A 19,780-nucleotide genomic window follows, 5' to 3' on the forward strand; every position below is an offset into this window, starting at 1 on the left:
ATATGATAGACTTTCAAATGGTAATTTTTTCTGAAAGTTATATTACTATGGATTTGAAATAATAGCTTTCATTTCACTTCATTAACATCCCATTTCTTCATCATTAGTTTTCCTAGTTATCCAAAGTACATAACAAAAAAAGTCAGCATCCTCTTATGAAGAGTGCCGACTTTTTTCGATTTAAAGATCCATCTGTTCTTTCATTTGCAATAATATTTTTTTCTCCAGCCTGGAAACCTGAACTTGGGAAATACCTAGTCTTGTAGCTACTTCTGACTGGGTCTGATCTTTATAATATCTTAAATAAACAATCAGACGTTCTCTTTCATCCAATTCACGGATTGCTTCCTGGAGAGCTATCTTATCAAACCATTTCCCTTCATTGCCATCATCGATTTGATCCAATAAAGTAATGGGATCCCCATCATTTTCATAAACCGTTTCATGAATGGAGGATGGCGTTCTAGCTGCCTCTTGCGCGAGAACGATATCTTCTGGAGGTATATCTAAATACTCGGAAAGTTCCCCGACTGTTGGTGTTCTGCCATATTGCTTAGATAGTTCGTCCTTCGCCTTACGAATTTTGTTGCTTAATTCTTTTAACGATCTGCTAACCTTTACCGTTCCATCATCACGAATAAATCGTTGAATTTCTCCAATAATCATGGGAACAGCATAGGTAGAAAATTTTACATCATAGCTTAAATCAAATTTATCAACGGATTTTAATAGACCAATACATCCAATTTGAAATAAATCATCTGGATCATAGCCTCTATTTAAAAATCTTTGCACGACTGACCAAACAAGACGCATATTTTTCTGAACGATTGTATCTCTTGCTGAATGATCTCCATCTTGGCTTCGTTTTATTAAGTCTTTGACTTCATGGTCTTTTAGATACGTTTCCTTCTTATCTTTCTTTACCTCCACATCCATAGACGATTCTCCTTAATTGCTCAGCATTTTGCTATTCATTAAATGCTTACGCAGACGAATCTCTGTTCCGCTATCTGGACTTGACTGAATTTCGATATCATCCATAAAGTTTTCCATGATGGTGAATCCCATACCAGATCGTTCAAGCTCTGGCTTTGTCGTAAATAATGGTTGTCTTGCTTCCTCTACATCGAAAATTCCTTTCCCTTCATCTCTGATGGTTAAATCAATGTATGAATCTTCTAATATAACAGAAATATAAACAATTCCACTTGGATCATTTTCATAGCCATGAATAATACAGTTTGTTACTGCTTCTGATACAACTGTTTTAATTTCTGTTAATTCATCCATTGTTGGATCAAGCTGAGCTATAAAAGCTGCTACTGTCACACGTGCAAAAGATTCATTCTGGCTAAGAGCACTAAATTGAATATGCATTTCATTTCTCATCTTAAGCTACCCCCAATCGTTGTAGGGCAAATTCCTCATTTGTTTCTAGCTTCATAATTTTAAACATGCCCGACATATCAAACAAGCGCTGCACACTAGGGGAAATAGCACAAATCACCATTTCTCCTCCAAGCTGCTTTATTTGTTTATATCTACCCAAGATGACACCTAAGCCAGAACTGTCCATGAAGGATAATTGTTCAAGATTTAATACAATGTGACGAATATTATAGCTCTCTATGGCAGTAGTTGCTTTTGTACGCAATTCTTCTGCATAGTGATGATCCAATTCCCCAGATAGACGTATACAAAGTACATTATTTTTTACTTCCAACTCAATATTAAGACTCACAAGAATAGCCTCCTTATTTGGTTTAAAGAAACTATTCTAGATTCATAAGGCATTTCCTTCTCCACAGACAAAACTAGTGTTCATTCGCTAAAAAAAGAAGGAATAATAATTGATTCGACAATAGGAAAAATACTATTCAGTTTTTGTAAACATACCTGCTGAACGTTTAAACAATGTCCACCATTTTGCTTGCTTTACTTCTTTTTGTGCAACTAATGGACTTGTTACTAATGTTTTGCCATCTTGCTTATAGGTAATTTTTCCAATTTCCTGTCCTTTTTCGATTGGAGCTTTTACGTTTTTATTCATGGTGATTACTTTTTCTAATTTATCTATTTTCTCTCCTTTTTTAGTAAGGATGGAAATAGGTTCGCTTGTAACAGCGGTTATTTCTTTTTCTGAGCCCTTACTTACTTTCACTTTTCCAATTGCTTCTTCCCGTTTATGCAATGGATGTGTTTCATATTGACTAAATGCATAATCAAGCATTTTTGTCACCTGTGCATTTCTTTCTTTCGATGTTGGCGCACCGAAAACAACTGCAATTACACGCATTCCATTCTTCATAGCAGTTGCTGTTAAACAGTATTTCGCTTCAGCTGTAAATCCCGTTTTTAATCCGTCTACTCCTGGGTAAAACTTAACAAGACGATTTGTATTCACAAGCCAAAACTTTTTATCTGTATCTTCTCTTAAATAATCTTCATACGTACCGGTGAATTTTGTAATATCTTCATATTTCAATAGCTCTTTTGCCATAAGTGCCATATCTTTTGCAGAACTGTAATGATCTTCTACCGGTAATCCTGTGACATTTTGAAACTTAGTACTTTCTAACCCTAGTTCTTTCGCTTTTTTATTCATTAAATTAACGAATTCATCTTCAGAGCCTGCTAATCTTTCAGCAACAGCAACTGCGGCATCATTTCCTGAACCGATGGCAATCCCTTTTAGCATTTCCTCTGTTGTCATTTCTTCTCCTGGTTCAAGGAAAATTTGTGAGCCTCCCATAGACGCCGCATGCTCACTTGTACGTATTTTTTCATCTAGCTTTAATTTCCCCTGATCAATTGCTTCCATGATAAGTAGCATCGTCATAATTTTTGTCATACTTGCTGGGGGAAGTTTTTCCTCGCTATTTTTTTCATACATAATTGTTCCTGTATCTCGATCAATTAAAATGGCTGATTTTACATTATCAACTAATTCTTGCTTTTTCTCAGCAGCTAATGTGCTTGGTGCCAAAATTGATGTTAGAAAACAGGTAATGATTAACATTGATATGATGCGTTTCATCTATTGACCCTCCATTCTATATAGCCTCCATTTTTTCCAAAAAAGATAAGTTTATACAGCCAATGAGGAATATTCATAAAATAATTTGAATAGCTCTAAACAAGTAAGTGGAGAGTATAGTTTCCAGTATGAGTAGTTAGATTCCAAGTGTGGTTCTAGGGTATAATGAATAGAGATAAAAGGAGGAGAATTTATTTGATTCATTTAAAAACACCTGAGCAAATTGAAAAAATGAAAAAAGCAGGAGAAATTCTTGCTGATTGTCATAAAGAAATTAAAAAGTTAATTAAACCAGGAATTACTACCGAAGAAATCGATGCTTTTGCCGAAAACTTTATATTACAAAGAGGAGCCATTCCTGAACAGAAAGGCTACCACGGTTATCCATTTGCAACTTGTGCATCCATTAATGATGTCATCTGTCACGGTTTCCCTTCCAAAACAACCTTAAAAGATGGAGATATTGTAACTATAGATATGGTAGTAAACTTAGATGGGTGGCTTGCTGATTCTGCGTGGTCTTACGCAGTAGGAAATGTCTCAGAAGAAGCGAAAAACTTATTAAAAACAACAGAAGAAGCCTTATACATAGGAATAGAACAAGCAGTGGTTGGAAACCGAGTGGGAGATATCTCCCATGCCATTCAAACGTTCGCTGAAGAAAAAGGATATGGTGTAGTTCGAGACTTTGTGGGTCATGCTATTGGTAAAGAAATGCACGAGCTTCCACAGATACCACACTATGGTCCACCAAATGTAGGAACGCACTTAAAAGAAGGAATGGTTATTACCATTGAACCGATGTTGAATACTGGGATGTATCATGCAAAAGTAGACTTAGATGGCTGGACAGCACGAACAGTGGATGGCAGTCTTTCTGCTCAATATGAGCATACTTTAGCCATTACTGCAGATGGACCAGTTATTTTAACAAAACAATAATAAATTAATACACCCCCAATGGACTGTATCTTACCATTGGGGGTGTTATATTGTTAATCAGTAATTACTTCATAAATCAAAGTAGGAGCTTTTATTTCATTTGGCGAAAGCTTCATGTTTTCATACAATTTTTTGGTTACATCATGGATATCTTCAGTATTACTATAGATCGTAACAAGTGATTCGCCTGCCTCCACTTTATCACCGATTTTCTTGCGTAAAACTAAACCTACTGCAAGATCAATTTCAGACTCTTTTGTTGCTCTGCCAGCACCTAATAGCATAGCAGCTGTTCCAATGCTATCAGCAGTTATTTCTGCGACATAGCCAGATTCTTTTGCTGGGAGTTCGATTATATAATTGGCCTTTGGTAATAAATCTGTATTGTCTACAACCGTTGCATCGCCACCTTGGGAACTTAAGAAAAGTTTAAATGTTTCAAGTGCTTTGCCATTATCTATTACCTCTTGTAGCATTTCTCTCGCCTTATCTGTAGACTCCGCTTTACCAGCTAAGTACACCATATGGCTACCTAATGTTAAACATAATTCTGTCAAATCTTCTGGACCATTACCATTTAATGTATCAATTGCCTCTTTTACTTCTAATGCATTACCAATTGCATAGCCTAAAGGCTGACTCATATCAGAAATCACAGCCATTGTTTTTCTACCAACATTATTTCCTATTCTAACCATTGCTTCTGCAAGCTCTCTTGAAGCATCTAATGTTTTCATAAATGCTCCAGCACCCGTTTTCACATCTAAGCAAATGGCATCTGCACCTGCTGCAATTTTCTTACTCATAATACTGCTAGCAATTAAAGGGATACTATTAACGGTTGCGGTTACATCTCTTAAAGCATATAACTTTTTATCCGCAGGAGTGAGGTTACCACTTTGTCCGATTACCGCTAATTTATTTTTATTTACTAAGTCAATAAACGCTTCTTTTTCTATTTCAACGTGAAATCCTTTTACTGCTTCTAATTTATCGATTGTTCCACCCGTATGTCCTAATCCTCTTCCACTCATTTTCGCTACTGGAACACCTACAGCAGCTACTAATGGTCCTAATACTAAAGTTGTTGTATCACCAACTCCTCCAGTTGAGTGCTTATCTACTTTAATTCCTTCGATAGCGGTTAAATCAATGATATCTCCTGAATGAACCATCGCCATCGTCAGCTCTGCACGTTCCGATTCTGTCATATCTTGAAAAAATACTGCCATAGCAAAAGCACTCATTTGATAATCAGGTATACTACCTTCTGTATATCCTTTGATGATAAATGCTATTTCTTCTTTTGTTAATTCTAAACCGTCTCTTTTCTTCTCGATTAAGTCGACCATTCTTAATGCCATAATTGAATCTCCTTCATTATGTATTGAAATCATTTCTCTTTACATTACAAAAATTAAAGTCTCGTTACTGTATATCTCAAGGATTATAATTATGTAAACGGTGTAATAATTTATAATGGTAAAGAGCTACCACTTAAAACCGATGTTCAAATGGTAACTCTCTATTTTAACTAGTCAATTATGCACCGATTTCTTTAATCAATTCTTTTACATATTGAAGAAAGTTTGCTTTTACTTTTTCTGTTGTTTCCATTACTTCTTCGTGATTAAGTGGTTGATCAAGAATACCTGCTGCCATATTCGAAATACAAGAAATACCTAAGACTTTAAGACCTGCATGACGAGCTACAATTACTTCTGGTACGGTTGACATGCCGACTGCATCTCCACCTAATATGCGTAGCATTTTCACTTCTGCTGGTGTCTCATAGGATGGACCAGTGTTTCCAACATAGACACCCTCTTGCACATTTAATCCAATTCTACTTGCTACATTGCGTGCTGTTTCACGAAGGTTTTTGCAGTATGCCACTGACATATCAGAGAAACGAACTCCTAATTTGCTGTCATTGGGTCCGATTAATGGGTTTGTTCCCATATTATTAATATGATCAGAGATTAGCATTAAGTCTCCTGGTGCAAAGTTTTCATTTACTCCACCAGCTGCGTTCGTTACAATTAATTTTTCCACACCTAGTTCTTTCATTACTCGAACTGGAAAAGTTACTTTATCAAAGGAATAGCCTTCATAGAAATGAAAACGCCCCTGCATTGCCACTACTTCCATCCCATTAATTGTTCCAAATACAAGCTGACCTGCATGTCCTTCTACTGTAGATACAGGAAATTCAGGTATATCTTCATATGGTATTTTGACTGGATTTTCAATTTCCTCTGCCAGAACACCTAATCCAGAGCCAAGAATCAATCCAATTTTAGGAGTGTTTGCATATTTTTGTTTTAAGAAATCCGCTGATTGTTTAATCATTCTATAATTCATTTATATTTCCCCTTATATTAAGTCATTTAAGAAGCTAGTTCCATGCTTAGGCAATTTAACACCAAAATTGTCTGCAACAGTTGCACCAATATCAGCAAATGTATGACGAAGTGGCAATTCCTTCGGTTCCTTTAATCCTTTACTATACACTAATAATGGCACGTATTCTCTTGTATGATCTGTTCCATGATGAATAGGATCATTACCATGGTCTGCTGTAATAATTAATAAATCATCATTCTTCAGTAATTCAAATACTTCTGGAAGTCTAGCATCATATTCTTCTAAAGCTTTTCCATAACCAATAGGATCTCTTCTATGTCCAAATAAAGCATCAAAATCTACTAAGTTCAAGAAGCTTAAACCAGTAAAATCCATCTTTAACGTATCTACCAGTTTGTCCATACCATCCATGTTTGAAACGGTTCTGAGCGACTTTGTAACTCCTTCTCCATCATAGATATCAGAGATTTTCCCAATTGCAATACTCTCGATATTATTATCTTTTAATTCATTCATCACTGTACGATCAAATGGTTTTAATGCATAATCATGACGATTTGCAGTTCGTTTAAAGTTTCCTGGCTCTCCAACAAATGGTCTAGCAATAACGCGTCCAACCATATATTTCTCATCAAGTGTTAATTCTCTTGCTAATTCACAAATACGATATAACTCATCTAATGGTACAATTTCTTCATGAGCAGCAATTTGAAGCACCGAATCTGCTGATGTATAAACGATTAAAGCACCAGTTTTCATATGCTCTTCGCCTAATTCATCCAATATTTCTGTTCCACTTGCTGGTTTATTCCCGATAATTTTACGTCCTGATTTTGCTTCAATTTCATTTAGTAACTCGTCTGGAAATCCGTCTGGGAATACACGGAATGGCGTTTCAATATTAAGGCCCATTATTTCCCAGTGACCAGTCATTGTATCTTTTCCATTCGATGCTTCCTGCATTTTTGTATAATATGCAAGAGGTTTTTCAGCGGGCTCTACACCAGCAATTTTTTCAATATTACTTAGACCAAGGTTCGCCATATTCGGCATATTTAGTCCGTTCATTTTTTCAGCAATATGACCTAATGTATGTGCACCTACATCATTAAATTTATCTGCATCAGGCGCTTCGCCAATTCCAACTGAATCCATTACAACGAGGAAAACGCGTTTATATTTATATGTAGACATTTTTATCCTCCTTTTACCATTTCATATCCTATTTTGTCCTACTGTATGTATCTTTATTAACCTTAAAAATTATAGCATAATCGTCAGAAGTCTGACATCTTTTTCAGCAATATTTTCATCCATTTTAGGGAATTTTAAATCGTTATCCTACTTCCCTCTTTATTATACCTCTTTATTGTAAAAAATAAAAAAGAACACTGTATTTAAGGCTAACAGTGCTCTATGCTCGTGGATGAAATTGACTATATACATCCTTCAATCTAGTTTTTGTTACATGTGTATAAATCTGAGTTGTCGAAATATCGGCATGACCAAGCATTTCCTGAACGGCTCTTAAATCTGCACCATTTTCCAATAAATGAGTAGCAAAAGAATGTCTTAATGTGTGTGGCGTTATTTCTTTTTCGATATGCGCTTCTTTACCTAATCGTTTTAAAATTTTCCAAAAGCCTTGTCTCGTTAAACGGTTTCCGTGATGGTTTAAGAACAAGGAGTTTTCCGTCGATTTTTTTTGCTGTAAAAATGCTGATCTCGCCCCATTTAAATATGCCTCTAATGCTCGTGTAGCCGCTCCACCAATCGGAATAATTCTTTCTTTATTTCCTTTTCCAATACAGCGGATAAATCCCATTGTGAGATGTACATCATCCATATTTAAATTAATTAATTCACTCACACGAATTCCAGTTGCATAGAGAAGTTCAAGCATAGCCTTATCCCTTAGTCCATAGTGATCATTTTTATGTTGGAAATCAAGCAGTGCTTCTACTTCCTCCATTGACAAAACCTTTGGTAATGTTCTTTCTGCCTGTGGTGTTTCAATATGTATGGTCGGATCCTCCTCCAGCACTCGATCACGAAACAGAAATTGATGAAACGCACGAATGGATGCAATATGGCGAGCGATTGTTTTAGATGATTTTCCTTGATCCTTTAAAAATCCTAAAAAACGAATGATATGAGAACGCTGTATTTCTTTTACATCACATTTCTCCACATTTTTCATATACTTTATATAACTTTTTAGATCTCTCTCGTATGATACAAGCGTATTACTTGCCAAGCCCTTTTCTACTAGTAAATAATGCATAAAATCTTTTAGTTGATCTTCCATACAATTACTCCCCATTTAAATAAAACAGGAATATTCGATCCCTCCATGAATATTTTTCTGTTTCCAAATTATTGTCAGCATTCACCTTGATAGCAGAACCTGATGGCTCATCATAACGATGAAGCTGTTGATATTCTTGATTAAACCAAACGATAGCATAATAAAAAAGTATTGTGCATCCTGTGAACAGCAGAAACACTTTTAATGTATTAAACATTGCTTTTGTCCATTTTCTCATCCGAAAATCCCTCCATAGCTTCTCTAATACAAGCTATGCCAGGTTGGACAATTAATATACCTAATGGATCTATAATTCTTATTATAATGGATAGAAATATAATTTAAAGAGTTAAGCGTTGAATACTTAGCTTAATCCTTTGCAGTTTTTCTCGAGCATCTTTATTATGCACCTTAACTTATAAAATCAAAAAGGTCTAAACATCTTAGTTCTATAGAAATAGAACTGAAGTGTGTAGGCCTTATGTTAAAAATTATTATTCTAATTCTTCTTTTTTGATAAATTCATCTTTGATAACTGTTTCTTCTATATTTTCTTTAGTAATTGCAACAGGAACTAAAAGAATAGAAGGAACATCTATTTTGCCGTTATGGACAGTAGTAGTTGTGTTTATTTTTTCTTTTTTTCCAATCTTCATTGCTATTTCTGCAGCATTTTTAGCTAATGGTTGAATGGGCTTATAAACCGTCATTGCTTGCGTTCCTGCAACTATACGTTTAATTGCTGCTACTTCTGCATCTTGTCCAGTAACAGGTACATTTAAGTTGTTCTTTTCTAAAGCGTTTATTACGCCTCCAGCTGTCCCATCATTTGCAGCAATTACGCCCTGAATATTGTCTTTTTGTTGCTGTAATGCCTCTACCATATTATTTTCTGCTTTTTTAGGCTCCCAACCCTCTGTATATTTATCATAAACAAGCTTAATTTGTCCTTTATCCATATACGGTTGAAGCACCTCCAAAGCGCCTTCTCTAATTAATACAGCATTATTATCTGTTTCTGCTCCACCTACATAGGCGAAATTCCCTTTATTCACCTTTTTTAAAATTTCATTTGCTTGTAATCTACCTACCTCTTTATTGTCGTAAGAAATATAGTAATCTACATCAGCATTTTTTATCAATCTATCATAGGAAACGACTTTTACATTAGCTTTATGGGCCTTGTCCACAATTTCAGCAGCAACATCCGCATTATGAGGAACAACAACTAATACATCTACCCCTTCGGCAATTAAAAGCTCTGCTTGCTTAATTTGTACACTATCTATCCCATTTGCAGCTAATGTTTTTACTTCTCCACCTAGTTCTTTTATCGTTGTTTCAAAAGCATCTTTATCTTTGTACCATCTCTCTTCAGCAAGAGTATCTAAAGAAAATCCAACATAAATTTTACTGTCATCTTGGCTTAACTTCACTTTTTGTGTAGTAGCCTCTTCTTTCACATCAGTTGAACAAGCACCTAAGATGGAGAGAATAACGATTAATATACTAGCCAACATACCTTTTTTAATCGAATTACGCATTTTTCTCTCCCCCCTTATCTAATTCAAATTTTTGTATAATATTGTTCATATCCTCTACCATCTGAGTAAGTTCCGTGAAGCTTTTAGAAATACTAGTCATCATGTCGTTTTGTTGATTCATTGAAGCGGATACTTCTTCAAAGGAAGCAACTGATTCTTCAGATACTGCCGCTATTTGTTCTACAGCTGAACTGATATCTGTACTAGTGTTTTTAAAATTGCTAATAATAGAAGAAATACTTTTCGATTTATTCGTTAGATTAGAAATTCCTTCAATTATTTCTTTAAAGGATGCATCCGTCAATTTAATTTGTTCTGCACCTTTGTTTACCTCTTCATATCCTTTTTGTAATTGCTCTAATGAAGAAACACTGTTTTCTCTAATAGATGTAACCAAATCAGTAATATCCTTTATGGAATCAGATGTTTGCGCTGCTAATTTACGAACTTCCTCTGCAACAACAGCAAATCCCTTACCAGCTTCACCAGCACGAGCCGCTTCAATCGAAGCATTTAATGATAGTAAATTGGTTTGTTCGGCTATAGATTTAATAAAAGTAACTAATTCTGTAATATTAGAAGTATCCGTTTCTAAAACCTTCATTTTTTCCACACTACTCAATACCATTTCATTGATAATATGCATTTGTTCTAACGAATTCGTCATTAATTCGCTACCTTTTTCGCTAGATGCTGATACTATAGCAGAAGTATTTACTAAATCATTTGCATGATCATCCGCAATAATAATTTGTTGATTGAATTCTTGCATATTCCCAGCAATTGTAGTTGCAGCATCAGCTTGTACGTTAACACCTTCCACTAATTCTTCAACAGTAGTAGAAATAGAATCTATGCTTGAACTCACTTCTTTTGTCGATTGAGCAACCTCTGTGCTTCTAGAGTCTAAAACAGAAGACATATTAGCAATACCTTGTATCGTTTCTTTTAGGTTACTTCCCATTTTATTAATAGACTTAGATAACATACCTATTTCATCTTTAGAATTGTCATCCAAAGGTTTTTCCGTTAATTTACCTTGTGCTACAGAGTCGCTCACATGAATAACTTTTCTTAAGCTTTTAGACACTCCTCTGTTGATTACAATTAATAAAAATATACTAATTAAAACAATAAATATAGTTAGAATCGTTACGATAGATATTGTTCTTCCTACCAACGATTTGGATTCTGAGATCGATAAATCATTTTCTTGTGCAGCGATTTCATTTAACTTTGCTCCACTTTGATTTACTTGTTCTCCTAATTCCCGAACTTGATTTTCTAATTCTTTATAAGCAGAAGTATTAAAATCTCTTACATTTGGTACAACTGAGTTAAAAAAGATTTCATCAATCTTTTGGTTGTTTTCAATGATTTGTAGATATAGCTTTCTTCCTTCTTCATTTTTAATTGTTGTTTCTATCTCTAATGCTGTAGATGTGAAATTTTTACTTAACTCTAAGTATGTGTTAAGTATTTCATCATTTGCATTCAAAAAATAAAGTGGAATTTGGGTATATTTTTCTTGAAAAATTGCCACCAATTCCATCGAATCAACACTAATTTTATTTTTTTCTCCTACTGATACTATATTAGAATCCATCTTATTCAATGATGTATAAGTAATTAGTAAGGAAACAAGAAACAAAACAAGTGTTATAGCAAAAACAACACCGTATTTACTTCCGATTTTCATATTTTCTAACCGAAATTTAGTAAACAAAGAAATCCCTCCATTCTTCTTTACTATCGGCATCATGATGAAATTATAAATAAAATTATATCAGTATATTTTTTCAGAAAGGGAAAGGATGCAAGAATAGGCTTTTCATTGCGTATTCTTACTTCCTCTCCCTTCGAAATTAGTATTTAAAAGCAAAATAAAAAACCTTCTCGTTTGAAAAGGTTTAGTCTGCGGATGATGAAACATCCTCACTTTTTTCCGTGCAACGATGGCAAATACCATGAAATGTTAGACGGTGATCTTTAATTTTAAAATTCCAGTCACGCTCTACTAATTTCTCTACATCGCCTAGTAAATCTTCTTGAATTTCATCTACTGCTCCACATTCAATACATACTAAATGGTGATGAAAGTGAGCTGCACCTTCTTGTCTCAAGTCATATCTAGAAACGCCGTCACCAAAATTTATTTTATCAACAATTTTCAATTCCGTTAGTAGTTCTAGTGTACGATATACGGTTGCCAATCCAATTTCAGGAGATTTCTCTTTAACGAGTAAGTATACATCTTCTGCACTAAGATGGTCTTCTTCATTTTCTAATAATACTCTAACTGTTGCTTCCCTTTGGGGAGTTAATTTATAGCTCGAAGAATGCAACAGCTTTTTTATTCTATCTATTCTACTTTCCATTCCGAAAGTCCCTCCCTAGCCACTGTCCATCTCATTATAACAGAAGTAGGAAAAGAATCCTAATAAAAATTATTATAAATAACAATTAATAATAATTCTTAAATTACAATGAGTATTATCCGATTTTTTACCCCTTAAAAAGGAAAATCAGCGATTCTCCCCTTTATATAAATGGAACCAAGATAATAATAGATTGTACCATATTTATAACTGCCTTCATTAATATTGGTGAAATATATGCCTCAACTGCCGCCGCAATCCCAAGTATCACAAATGCAAGCATTAGCAAAATCGTATATCTAGCAAACAGCGGAAGCATTGGTTCGCCCTTTTTCTTCATAAATTGCTGTCGAATCATTTTAAAAGAGAATGCTACTGATAGTGTAGCAGAAATTATAAAAATTGGAATAACAATTAGATTTTGTGGCAAAACCGACACAAATGATAGTAAAAAGCCATGCCAGCCCATTTGGTTAACTAAGAAACCAACGGTAAAGCCAACAACCATCCCCTTAATAAATAAGAGAATTAAAATAATAGGCAATCCTATGATTGAAATACCTAACAGCCAAATAAAGCCGATATATTTACTATTATGCGAGAAGCTTTGAAAAAATAAATCTTTGCTTTCCGCTACTTGTCCATTCGATACCTGTCCGAAAAATTGTGTTAAATAGTAGTATAGATCTTCCTTTTGGGAGAGAGACAAACTATTTACTACAATCGCTCCAAAAATAACCCCCATTAAAAATAATACAATGATAAATAAATAAATTGAGGAATGATCACGTATATGAGTCACTAGGATATTTTGATATTTTTTCTTTTTCATTGCCCTTCCTCCCGCCAAGTCTGTTAATTTATGTTTATGCACGAAAGATAGGCATATGACTAGAAATCTATTATTAATCAAAAAGAAAAAATCATCGGATAATTATGTCATTTCACCATTAGGTATGATAGATTAAATTTGAGGTGAGAGAATTGAAACCGATATTAATAGATTTACCAGAAAGAATTGAAACAGAGAGATTAGTATTGCGCCCATGTATGCCTGGAGATGGGAAGGATGTATACGAAAGCATTCAGCGCTCTAGAGATGCCTTTAAGCCTTGGCTGGTATTTGCAAATAAAGAGCAAACACTAGAAGAGGTGGAAGCAGATGTACGAGAATCGTATGCTAAATATATTTTAAGAGAAGATTTACGATTACATATTTATTTAAAAGATACGAATGAATTTATAGGTTCAACTGGTCTACACTCTATCGATTGGAAAGTCCGCGTGTTTGAAATTGGGTATTGGTGCGATTCTGCCCACACAGGAAATGGCTATATTACGGAAAGCACCAAAGCTTTAATAAAACTTGCGCAAAAAACACTTCAGGCTAATCGTATAGAGATTCGTGTTGATTCCACAAACATAAAAAGTCGATCTATACCAGAAAAACTCGGCTTTTCGCTAGATGGTCTATTGAAAAATGAAACACTTAGTGCTGATACAGAGGAATTAAGAGATATCTGCCTTTATTCTTTGACATAATGGAAAAAATCCCACAATTGTTAATGTGGGATTTCTTTTGTAATATTACTTATCTACCCTAACTTTTCCGTATTTACCGCCACCGCCAACCTGCAAATTTAACATTCCCGTTCTGGCTGCTACTATATAGTCCGCCACTTTCTTTGGAATGATTTCCACTATCTTATCGTAGGGGGCTTCATGGATTATTTGCATTTCAGTCGAGAAGTAATCAAGTAATTTTTGCAGCGTTTTTTTCCCTAAGCCAGGAATATATTCTAGCGGTATTTGGTGAATATAGGGTGGTCTATTAGGTGTAGACGCAGCATCCTTTAAATCAGTAATCCTTGCTGCTACCCCTTTTACCCATTTATGACTTCCGCATTTACTGCATATTCCAATCTTTTCTGAAAAAGGAGCATAGCATTTCATACATACCGTTTTATGATATTTACCTAGTTTTGGATCTAAACCATAATTAGCAATGATTCTTCTTCCTTCTACCCGATGAAGAACTTTTGCAAATTCCGCAAAAGAAGCTTCCTCCATCGCCATTACTTGATATTCTCGGGCCATTTTTTCCAAAGAATGGGCATCTGAATTTGTTATAAAAGGAAAGGCATGCAATTCTGAAATTTGATCAGCCATTTCCGTATCAGAGCTCAACCCCAGTTCCATACCATCAATCATTTTCTCATCTAAAACTTCCTTATAAGAACGATTAACACCGCTACCATATAAACTTTTAAATGGTGTAAAAATATGTGCCGGTATGAAAAGTCCATGTAATTCCTTTACTTTATACTGCAATTCTTTTCCAGTTATATATAGACGTTGAGAGCTTAAGGTTACATTTTTCATATGGTTTGAAATCCAATTGGAAAATTCCTTCATTTTAGCTAAGGTTGGCAGATAGGATAATACATGGATTGGCCCCTTACAGAAAGAATCATTTATTTCGAGCTCTGATCCAAGAATAATCGTTATCCCTTCCATTCTCACACCACCGCTAGGCAGTTCTACCATCTTCCCCTGCTCTATTAACTCTTCCATTTCCATAATAACTTCAGGGGAATGACAATCTATGATTCCGATCATATCAAGACCTTTTTGCTTGCTAGCATATTCAATGATAGCGGTTAAGGTAAGATTTCTCGATGCTGTAATTTTCACCGGTTTTCCACTTTTGGTTCTACCAATATGAATATGTAAATCCGTATAAAAAGACTTCATCTTTACTCCTTTAGATTAGCAATTTGTAAATATTGTACCCCAAAAATTGTTTTAGCATCAAAAATACGTTGCTCCTTGATATATTCCAATGCCTCATCAAGCGTGATTTCTAATACATTCACAAACTCATCTTCATCAAGTCCAGCAGCATTTTCTTTCTTGGTTAATCCTTTAGCTACATATACATGGATAATTTCATCTGCAAATCCTGGTGAAGTATAAAATGAACTAACCAATTCTAGAGATTCACAATCGTATCCCGTTTCTTCTTCTAACTCTCTTCGAGCACATAAAGCTGGTTCTTCGCCCTTTTCTAATTTGCCTGCTGGGATTTCTACAATGACTTTTTCAAGAGGCTTTCGATATTGCTCTACCATTACTAGTTTATTGTCATCAGTAATCGCAATCACCGCTACTGCACCTGGATGCTTTACTAATTCTCTCGTCGATGTTTTTCCATTCGGCAGCTCTACCTCATCGACTTGAACTTGAATGATTCTCCCGCTAAAAATATGCTCTGTTTTTAATGTTTTTTCTTCCAATGAACTCATTTGACACACTCCTGTTCTATTAAGCAAAGATTCTAACATATAGATTATTATACTTCATTTCGGTTTTTAGGAAAGGATTGTGGGGGCGTTGAAGGTATATTTACGAGAAAAAGGGGTTGTTTTAACAGGGAAAGGATGGGAAATCCGCTATATGCTAAAAAAGTATCAAAAAGAATTCACCTATGTGAAGGATTGGATAAATGCAAATTCGAATCCTCCAAAAAAATAAGCCTATTTCTTTGTGAATAAATACCATTTTTCGTACAATAAAAGATATCATAGGTAAAGAGGTGTTCGATTTTGCAAAAGTCACAATTAGGTAGTTCTAACTTATATGTATCAAAACTAGGTCTTGGATGTATGAGCCTTGGAACCGAAGAAAAGACTGCTTTTCCGATTTTAGAAGCAGCATTAGAAGAAGGAATAAATTACTTTGATACAGCTGATTTATATGATCAAGGTAAAAATGAGCAATTACTAGGACGTTTTTTCAAAAATAACCGCGAAGATGTCATTATTGCAACAAAGGTAGGAAATAAGTGGGAAGATGGAAAAGATGGCTGGTCTTGGGATGCAAGTAAGGCCTATATTAAGGAACAAGTTAAACACAGCCTAAAACGACTAGATACAGATTATATTGATTTATATCAGTTACACGGAGGGATGATGGAAGATCCAATCGAGGAAACGATTGAGGCATTTGAAGAACTAAAGGAAGAAGGCGTAATTCTTTATTACGGCATTTCGTCCATTCGCCCCAATGTCATCCGCGAATATGTAAAACGTTCTTCTATCGCTTCTGTTATGATGCAATATAGTATTTTAGACAGACGTCCAGAAGAGGAAACACTGCCATTGCTTGCTGAAAACAATATTAGTGTTGTTACCAGAGGACCTGTTGCGAAAGGTCTTTTAAGCCCTAAGTACCGTGATAAGCTAACTGAAAAAGGCTATTTAGATTATTCTGGTGAAGAACTGAAAGAAGTGCTGAAAACACTAGAACAGAAATTCTTAGATTATCGAACACTAACTGAAGCCGCAGTGCAATATAACTTAGCCCAGCCCGCTGTCGCAAGCATCATTGCAGGAGCAAGCTCAGCAGAACAGCTTCGAGCTAACGCTAAAGCTGTTAATAGTGCACCTTTAACAGCAGAGGAATTAGCTTTTATTAAAGAAATTTCGAAAGCATCGGTTTATAAGGCACATCGTTAATAGGATGTATATTTACTTTTAAGCTTGGTTCTTGAATGATTCAGGAAATTTTTCTATTTATTATAGAAAAGTGGTTTTCGTTTTTTGGATGAAAGCCACTTTTTCTTGCGTTTTTTTGATATGTGGTTTTCAGTTTGCTTATAAACAAGAATTCCACCTATTCTTTTTAGATAAATAGTATACGCGTCCAAATAATCTCCTTTATTTTACAAGAATAATAGAAACGAGGAATCTCTTTGAAATACATAGAATTTGGTATTGGCAACAAATGGATTATTCGCACAGAAACAGAATTACAGGATGGGACAGAGTTTGAAGAAAAAGGAATAAAGAGGCCAATTAAATTTCATTCCCTCTATACAAGAGTCTGGATTAGGAAAACAGTGTTTATTATCGACTCAAAAGAAGGATTTAAAAAACGAAAAAAAGAACGAAATGCCATAAAATTAATATTGGGGATAAAAAGCTTGTAGTCTTTCTTTAGGTGTATTTCTCTTCTAATCTTTTACTCTAGTATTCCAAAAAAGGAAAATCCCTCATAATATCGAATATTATAAATAGTAATTAAACCATGACTTAATGTACCTACCATTACTTTTATAAAGGGGTTTTTCTATTGAATCAAGCATTATTAATTATTGACGTTCAACAAGATCTTGTAAATGGAACCGAGCAAACAAAGGAGATATATAACAAACAAGATTTATTAAAAACTATCAATCTTGTCATTAAAAAGGCTATTAAATCAGAGGTAGAAATTATTTTTGTAAGGGATAAAGATGTGGCTGGAGGCGAAGGACCTGGATTTGACATTCACTCCGACTTGAATGTTCCTAGTGAAGCAAAAATCTTTGATAAATATGCTACTAATGCATTCTATGGGACAGGATTATTAGAGTATTTACAGTCAAAAGAAATTCAACATCTTGTCATTATGGGTTGCGAAACACCCTATTGTATTGATACTGCAGTACGGACAGCAACAGTAAATCAAATGGATGTAACGTTAGTGGGAGATGGGCATTCAACAACGGATTCACCTGTTCTTTCCGCTGAAAAAATTATTCAACATCATAATAAAATATTACATGGTCATTATAATGTCGATCATTTTTCCATCGTGCGCGAAGCAGTGGAAGATTTATTTACGCCAACGCATGATAGTTACCGATAAGTTTTTTGTAGAAAAAAAATAAAAAATAATTACAATGATAAAAGCGATGCTATAAATGGCTTTTGTCATTGTAATTTTTTTGTAATTCCTTGATTTTCACTCTAACTCCCAAGCCCTCTTTAACAATTCTATCCCTGTTTCTATCTCCGTTTCCGTCAATCCACCATATCCAAGAATCACTTTTGGATTCCCTAAATATTCATTTTGAAAATAATAAGTGGATACAGGGTAAACTTTCACTCCAAAATCTAATGCCTTTTCTATTAATCTCCATTCGTTCCAATCACTTTTCACTTCTAAAACAATATGAAGTCCAGCATTTTCTCCAATCACTTCTACATTTCTTCCTAAATGTTCGTGAATCGCTTGGAGCAATACTTGCCGTTTTTTTCGGTATAATGTTCTCATTTTATTTAGATGACTGTTCCAATGCCCATCTTTTATAAAGCGGTACAATGTATCTTGATGCATTCGAGAGACAGTCTGTTTATAGACAGTGAACTGTTTTTGATATGTACTATATAATGTATTAGGAAGAACACCATAGCTTATTCGCAGGGACGGAATTAATGATTTAGAGAAGGTGCCTAAATAAATAATTTGACTATTGTTGGCCAATCCTTGAAGTGCAGGAATCGGCTTTCCTTTATAGCGGTATTCGCCATCATAATCGTCTTCTATAATAAAAGCACTATTTTTTTCTGCCCATTTAATTAATTCCAATCTTCGAGTAATTGGCATAATCATCCCATATGGAAATTGATGAGATGGAGTTACATACGCTACATTTGCTTTACTTTTACTTAGCTGAGAAACATCCATGCCATTTTCATCAACTGGAATAGGTAGTGTTTCTTTCCCCATATCTTGTAACACTACTCTAATTCGGTAATAGCCCGGATTTTCAAGCCCGTATACTTTATCCCTTCCTAGTAATAAACCAATTAAGCCTATTAACACTTGTGTTCCGGCACCAATAATTATTTGATCAGGATGACAATTTACCCCTCTTGTAGCATATAAATGCTTGGCAATCTGTTCTCTTAAGTTAAACTCACCTTGTGGATCTCCATTCGAAAACCAGAAATTTTGATCTTCATATATCGACTGCATGGAGAGCTTCCTCCATATGTTATAGGGAAAATATTTACTATCGACTTGCCCTGAGTTAAAGTCGATTTTCACCTCTTCTTGTTTATTTGTTTTCTTTACGATATGAATAGCTTTTGTTTGTTGCTGATTCTTAAATTCTTCATCAATTGTTAGCACATATAATCCTTTACGGGGAATGCTTTCCACATATCCTTCTGCACAAAGTTGATCATAGGCTGCTTGGACGGTATTTAAACTAATTTGTAAATGTGTCGCTAACTTTCTTTTGGAAGGTAATTTTTCATTAGGCAAAATATGATTCTTCCTAATCTCTTGCTTAATAAAGTCCGCTAATTGAATATAAAGCGGCGTACTACTATCCTTATGCAAAACCGGTGTTAACTCTAGCACTAAACAC

Annotated in this window: 22 protein-coding genes; 6 read left to right on the plus strand and 16 right to left on the minus strand. The window is 34.7% G+C overall.

From position 1 onward, the window contains the following. Positions 1 to 180: 180 nt before the first annotated feature. The 4 genes from sigF to NYE52_RS13670 form a co-directional block, all read right to left on the minus strand. Positions 181 to 939, minus strand: a complete 759-nt coding sequence (gene sigF, locus NYE52_RS13655; protein WP_341193570.1) for an RNA polymerase sporulation sigma factor SigF — start codon at positions 937 to 939, stop codon at positions 181 to 183. Between the two features lie 12 nt (positions 940 to 951). After that, positions 952 to 1,392, minus strand: a complete 441-nt coding sequence (spoIIAB, locus tag NYE52_RS13660; RefSeq protein WP_031537335.1) for an anti-sigma F factor — start codon at positions 1,390 to 1,392, stop codon at positions 952 to 954. A 1-nt stretch (position 1,393) separates the two neighbouring features. Next, entirely contained in the window at positions 1,394 to 1,744 is a 351-nt protein-coding gene (spoIIAA, locus tag NYE52_RS13665; RefSeq protein ID WP_341193571.1) for an anti-sigma F factor antagonist, read from the minus strand. Positions 1,745 to 1,876: 132 nt separating this feature from the next. Next, the gene (locus NYE52_RS13670) at positions 1,877 to 3,040 is read right to left on the minus strand and encodes a D-alanyl-D-alanine carboxypeptidase family protein (RefSeq protein WP_341193572.1); all 1,164 of its coding nucleotides are present in this window, start codon (positions 3,038 to 3,040) and stop codon (positions 1,877 to 1,879) included. Between the two features lie 195 nt (positions 3,041 to 3,235). On the opposite strand from NYE52_RS13670, the gene map reads away from it, so the two are divergent. After that, on the plus strand, positions 3,236 to 3,982 hold the full coding sequence (gene map / locus NYE52_RS13675) for a type I methionyl aminopeptidase (RefSeq protein WP_341193573.1): 747 nt from the start codon (positions 3,236 to 3,238) through the stop codon (positions 3,980 to 3,982). Between the two features lie 53 nt (positions 3,983 to 4,035). On the opposite strand, the gene NYE52_RS13680 is transcribed toward map, so the two are convergent. The 9 genes from NYE52_RS13680 to spoIIM form a co-directional block, all read right to left on the minus strand. Further along, on the minus strand, positions 4,036 to 5,346 hold the full coding sequence (locus NYE52_RS13680) for a pyrimidine-nucleoside phosphorylase (protein WP_341193574.1): 1,311 nt from the start codon (positions 5,344 to 5,346) through the stop codon (positions 4,036 to 4,038). A gap of 178 nt (positions 5,347 to 5,524) precedes the next feature. After that, a complete protein-coding gene (locus NYE52_RS13685) occupies positions 5,525 to 6,346 on the minus strand; it encodes a purine-nucleoside phosphorylase (RefSeq protein ID WP_341193575.1) in 822 nt (273 codons plus the stop codon). 12 nt (positions 6,347 to 6,358) lie between these two features. After that, positions 6,359 to 7,543: a phosphopentomutase gene (gene deoB, locus NYE52_RS13690; RefSeq protein WP_341193576.1), complete on the minus strand. Its 1,185-nt coding sequence runs from the start codon at positions 7,541 to 7,543 to the stop codon at positions 6,359 to 6,361. A gap of 220 nt (positions 7,544 to 7,763) precedes the next feature. Then, the gene (xerD, locus tag NYE52_RS13695; RefSeq protein WP_341193577.1) at positions 7,764 to 8,657 is read right to left on the minus strand and encodes a site-specific tyrosine recombinase XerD; all 894 of its coding nucleotides are present in this window, start codon (positions 8,655 to 8,657) and stop codon (positions 7,764 to 7,766) included. 4 nt (positions 8,658 to 8,661) lie between these two features. Further along, positions 8,662 to 8,895, minus strand: a complete 234-nt coding sequence (locus tag NYE52_RS13700) for a YqzK family protein (protein ID WP_341193578.1) — start codon at positions 8,893 to 8,895, stop codon at positions 8,662 to 8,664. 256 nt (positions 8,896 to 9,151) lie between these two features. After that, positions 9,152 to 10,201, minus strand: a complete 1,050-nt coding sequence (locus NYE52_RS13705) for a sugar ABC transporter substrate-binding protein (protein WP_341193579.1) — start codon at positions 10,199 to 10,201, stop codon at positions 9,152 to 9,154. Beyond that, the gene (locus NYE52_RS13710) at positions 10,194 to 11,927 is read right to left on the minus strand and encodes a methyl-accepting chemotaxis protein (RefSeq protein ID WP_341193580.1); all 1,734 of its coding nucleotides are present in this window, start codon (positions 11,925 to 11,927) and stop codon (positions 10,194 to 10,196) included. Before NYE52_RS13710 ends, NYE52_RS13705 begins: the two co-directional genes overlap by 8 nt. 184 nt (positions 11,928 to 12,111) lie before the next feature. Beyond that, entirely contained in the window at positions 12,112 to 12,579 is a 468-nt protein-coding gene (fur, locus tag NYE52_RS13715; RefSeq protein ID WP_341193581.1) for a ferric iron uptake transcriptional regulator, read from the minus strand. Between the two features lie 163 nt (positions 12,580 to 12,742). After that, complete coding sequence (gene spoIIM / locus NYE52_RS13720; protein ID WP_341193582.1) at positions 12,743 to 13,411, minus strand: stage II sporulation protein M; 669 nt, start codon at positions 13,409 to 13,411, stop codon at positions 12,743 to 12,745. Between the two features lie 152 nt (positions 13,412 to 13,563). Between spoIIM and NYE52_RS13725 the strand changes: the two genes are divergently transcribed. Then, entirely contained in the window at positions 13,564 to 14,121 is a 558-nt protein-coding gene (locus NYE52_RS13725) for a GNAT family N-acetyltransferase (RefSeq protein ID WP_341193583.1), read from the plus strand. A gap of 45 nt (positions 14,122 to 14,166) precedes the next feature. Here NYE52_RS13725 and NYE52_RS13730 read toward each other — a convergent pair whose 3' ends face one another. Together NYE52_RS13730 and NYE52_RS13735 are read right to left on the minus strand one after the other, a co-directional pair. Further along, positions 14,167 to 15,333: an endonuclease Q family protein gene (locus NYE52_RS13730; protein WP_341193584.1), complete on the minus strand. Its 1,167-nt coding sequence runs from the start codon at positions 15,331 to 15,333 to the stop codon at positions 14,167 to 14,169. A gap of 2 nt (positions 15,334 to 15,335) precedes the next feature. Next, positions 15,336 to 15,884 (minus strand): NUDIX domain-containing protein, encoded by a 549-nt coding sequence (locus NYE52_RS13735; RefSeq protein WP_341193585.1) that lies wholly within the window; start codon positions 15,882 to 15,884, stop codon positions 15,336 to 15,338. A gap of 79 nt (positions 15,885 to 15,963) precedes the next feature. On the opposite strand from NYE52_RS13735, the gene mciZ reads away from it, so the two are divergent. The 4 genes from mciZ to NYE52_RS13755 all read left to right on the plus strand — a co-directional run bounded on the left by mciZ (position 15,964) and on the right by NYE52_RS13755 (position 18,270). Continuing rightward, the gene (gene mciZ / locus NYE52_RS13740; protein WP_445669114.1) at positions 15,964 to 16,113 is read left to right on the plus strand and encodes a Z-ring formation inhibitor MciZ; all 150 of its coding nucleotides are present in this window, start codon (positions 15,964 to 15,966) and stop codon (positions 16,111 to 16,113) included. A 71-nt stretch (positions 16,114 to 16,184) separates the two neighbouring features. After that, on the plus strand, positions 16,185 to 17,096 hold the full coding sequence (locus NYE52_RS13745) for an aldo/keto reductase (RefSeq protein WP_341193587.1): 912 nt from the start codon (positions 16,185 to 16,187) through the stop codon (positions 17,094 to 17,096). A gap of 236 nt (positions 17,097 to 17,332) precedes the next feature. Next, on the plus strand, positions 17,333 to 17,569 hold the full coding sequence (locus tag NYE52_RS13750) for a DUF3977 family protein (RefSeq protein WP_341193588.1): 237 nt from the start codon (positions 17,333 to 17,335) through the stop codon (positions 17,567 to 17,569). A 143-nt stretch (positions 17,570 to 17,712) separates the two neighbouring features. Continuing rightward, complete coding sequence (locus tag NYE52_RS13755) at positions 17,713 to 18,270, plus strand: cysteine hydrolase family protein (protein ID WP_341193589.1); 558 nt, start codon at positions 17,713 to 17,715, stop codon at positions 18,268 to 18,270. A gap of 96 nt (positions 18,271 to 18,366) precedes the next feature. On the opposite strand, the gene pdxR is transcribed toward NYE52_RS13755, so the two are convergent. Beyond that, a complete protein-coding gene (gene pdxR / locus NYE52_RS13760; RefSeq protein WP_341193590.1) occupies positions 18,367 to 19,773 on the minus strand; it encodes a MocR-like pyridoxine biosynthesis transcription factor PdxR in 1,407 nt (468 codons plus the stop codon). Positions 19,774 to 19,780 lie beyond the last annotated feature (7 nt).

It is taken from the genome of Niallia sp. FSL W8-0635, assembly GCF_038007965.1.
Classification (GTDB): Bacteria; Bacillota; Bacilli; order Bacillales; family Cytobacillaceae; genus Niallia.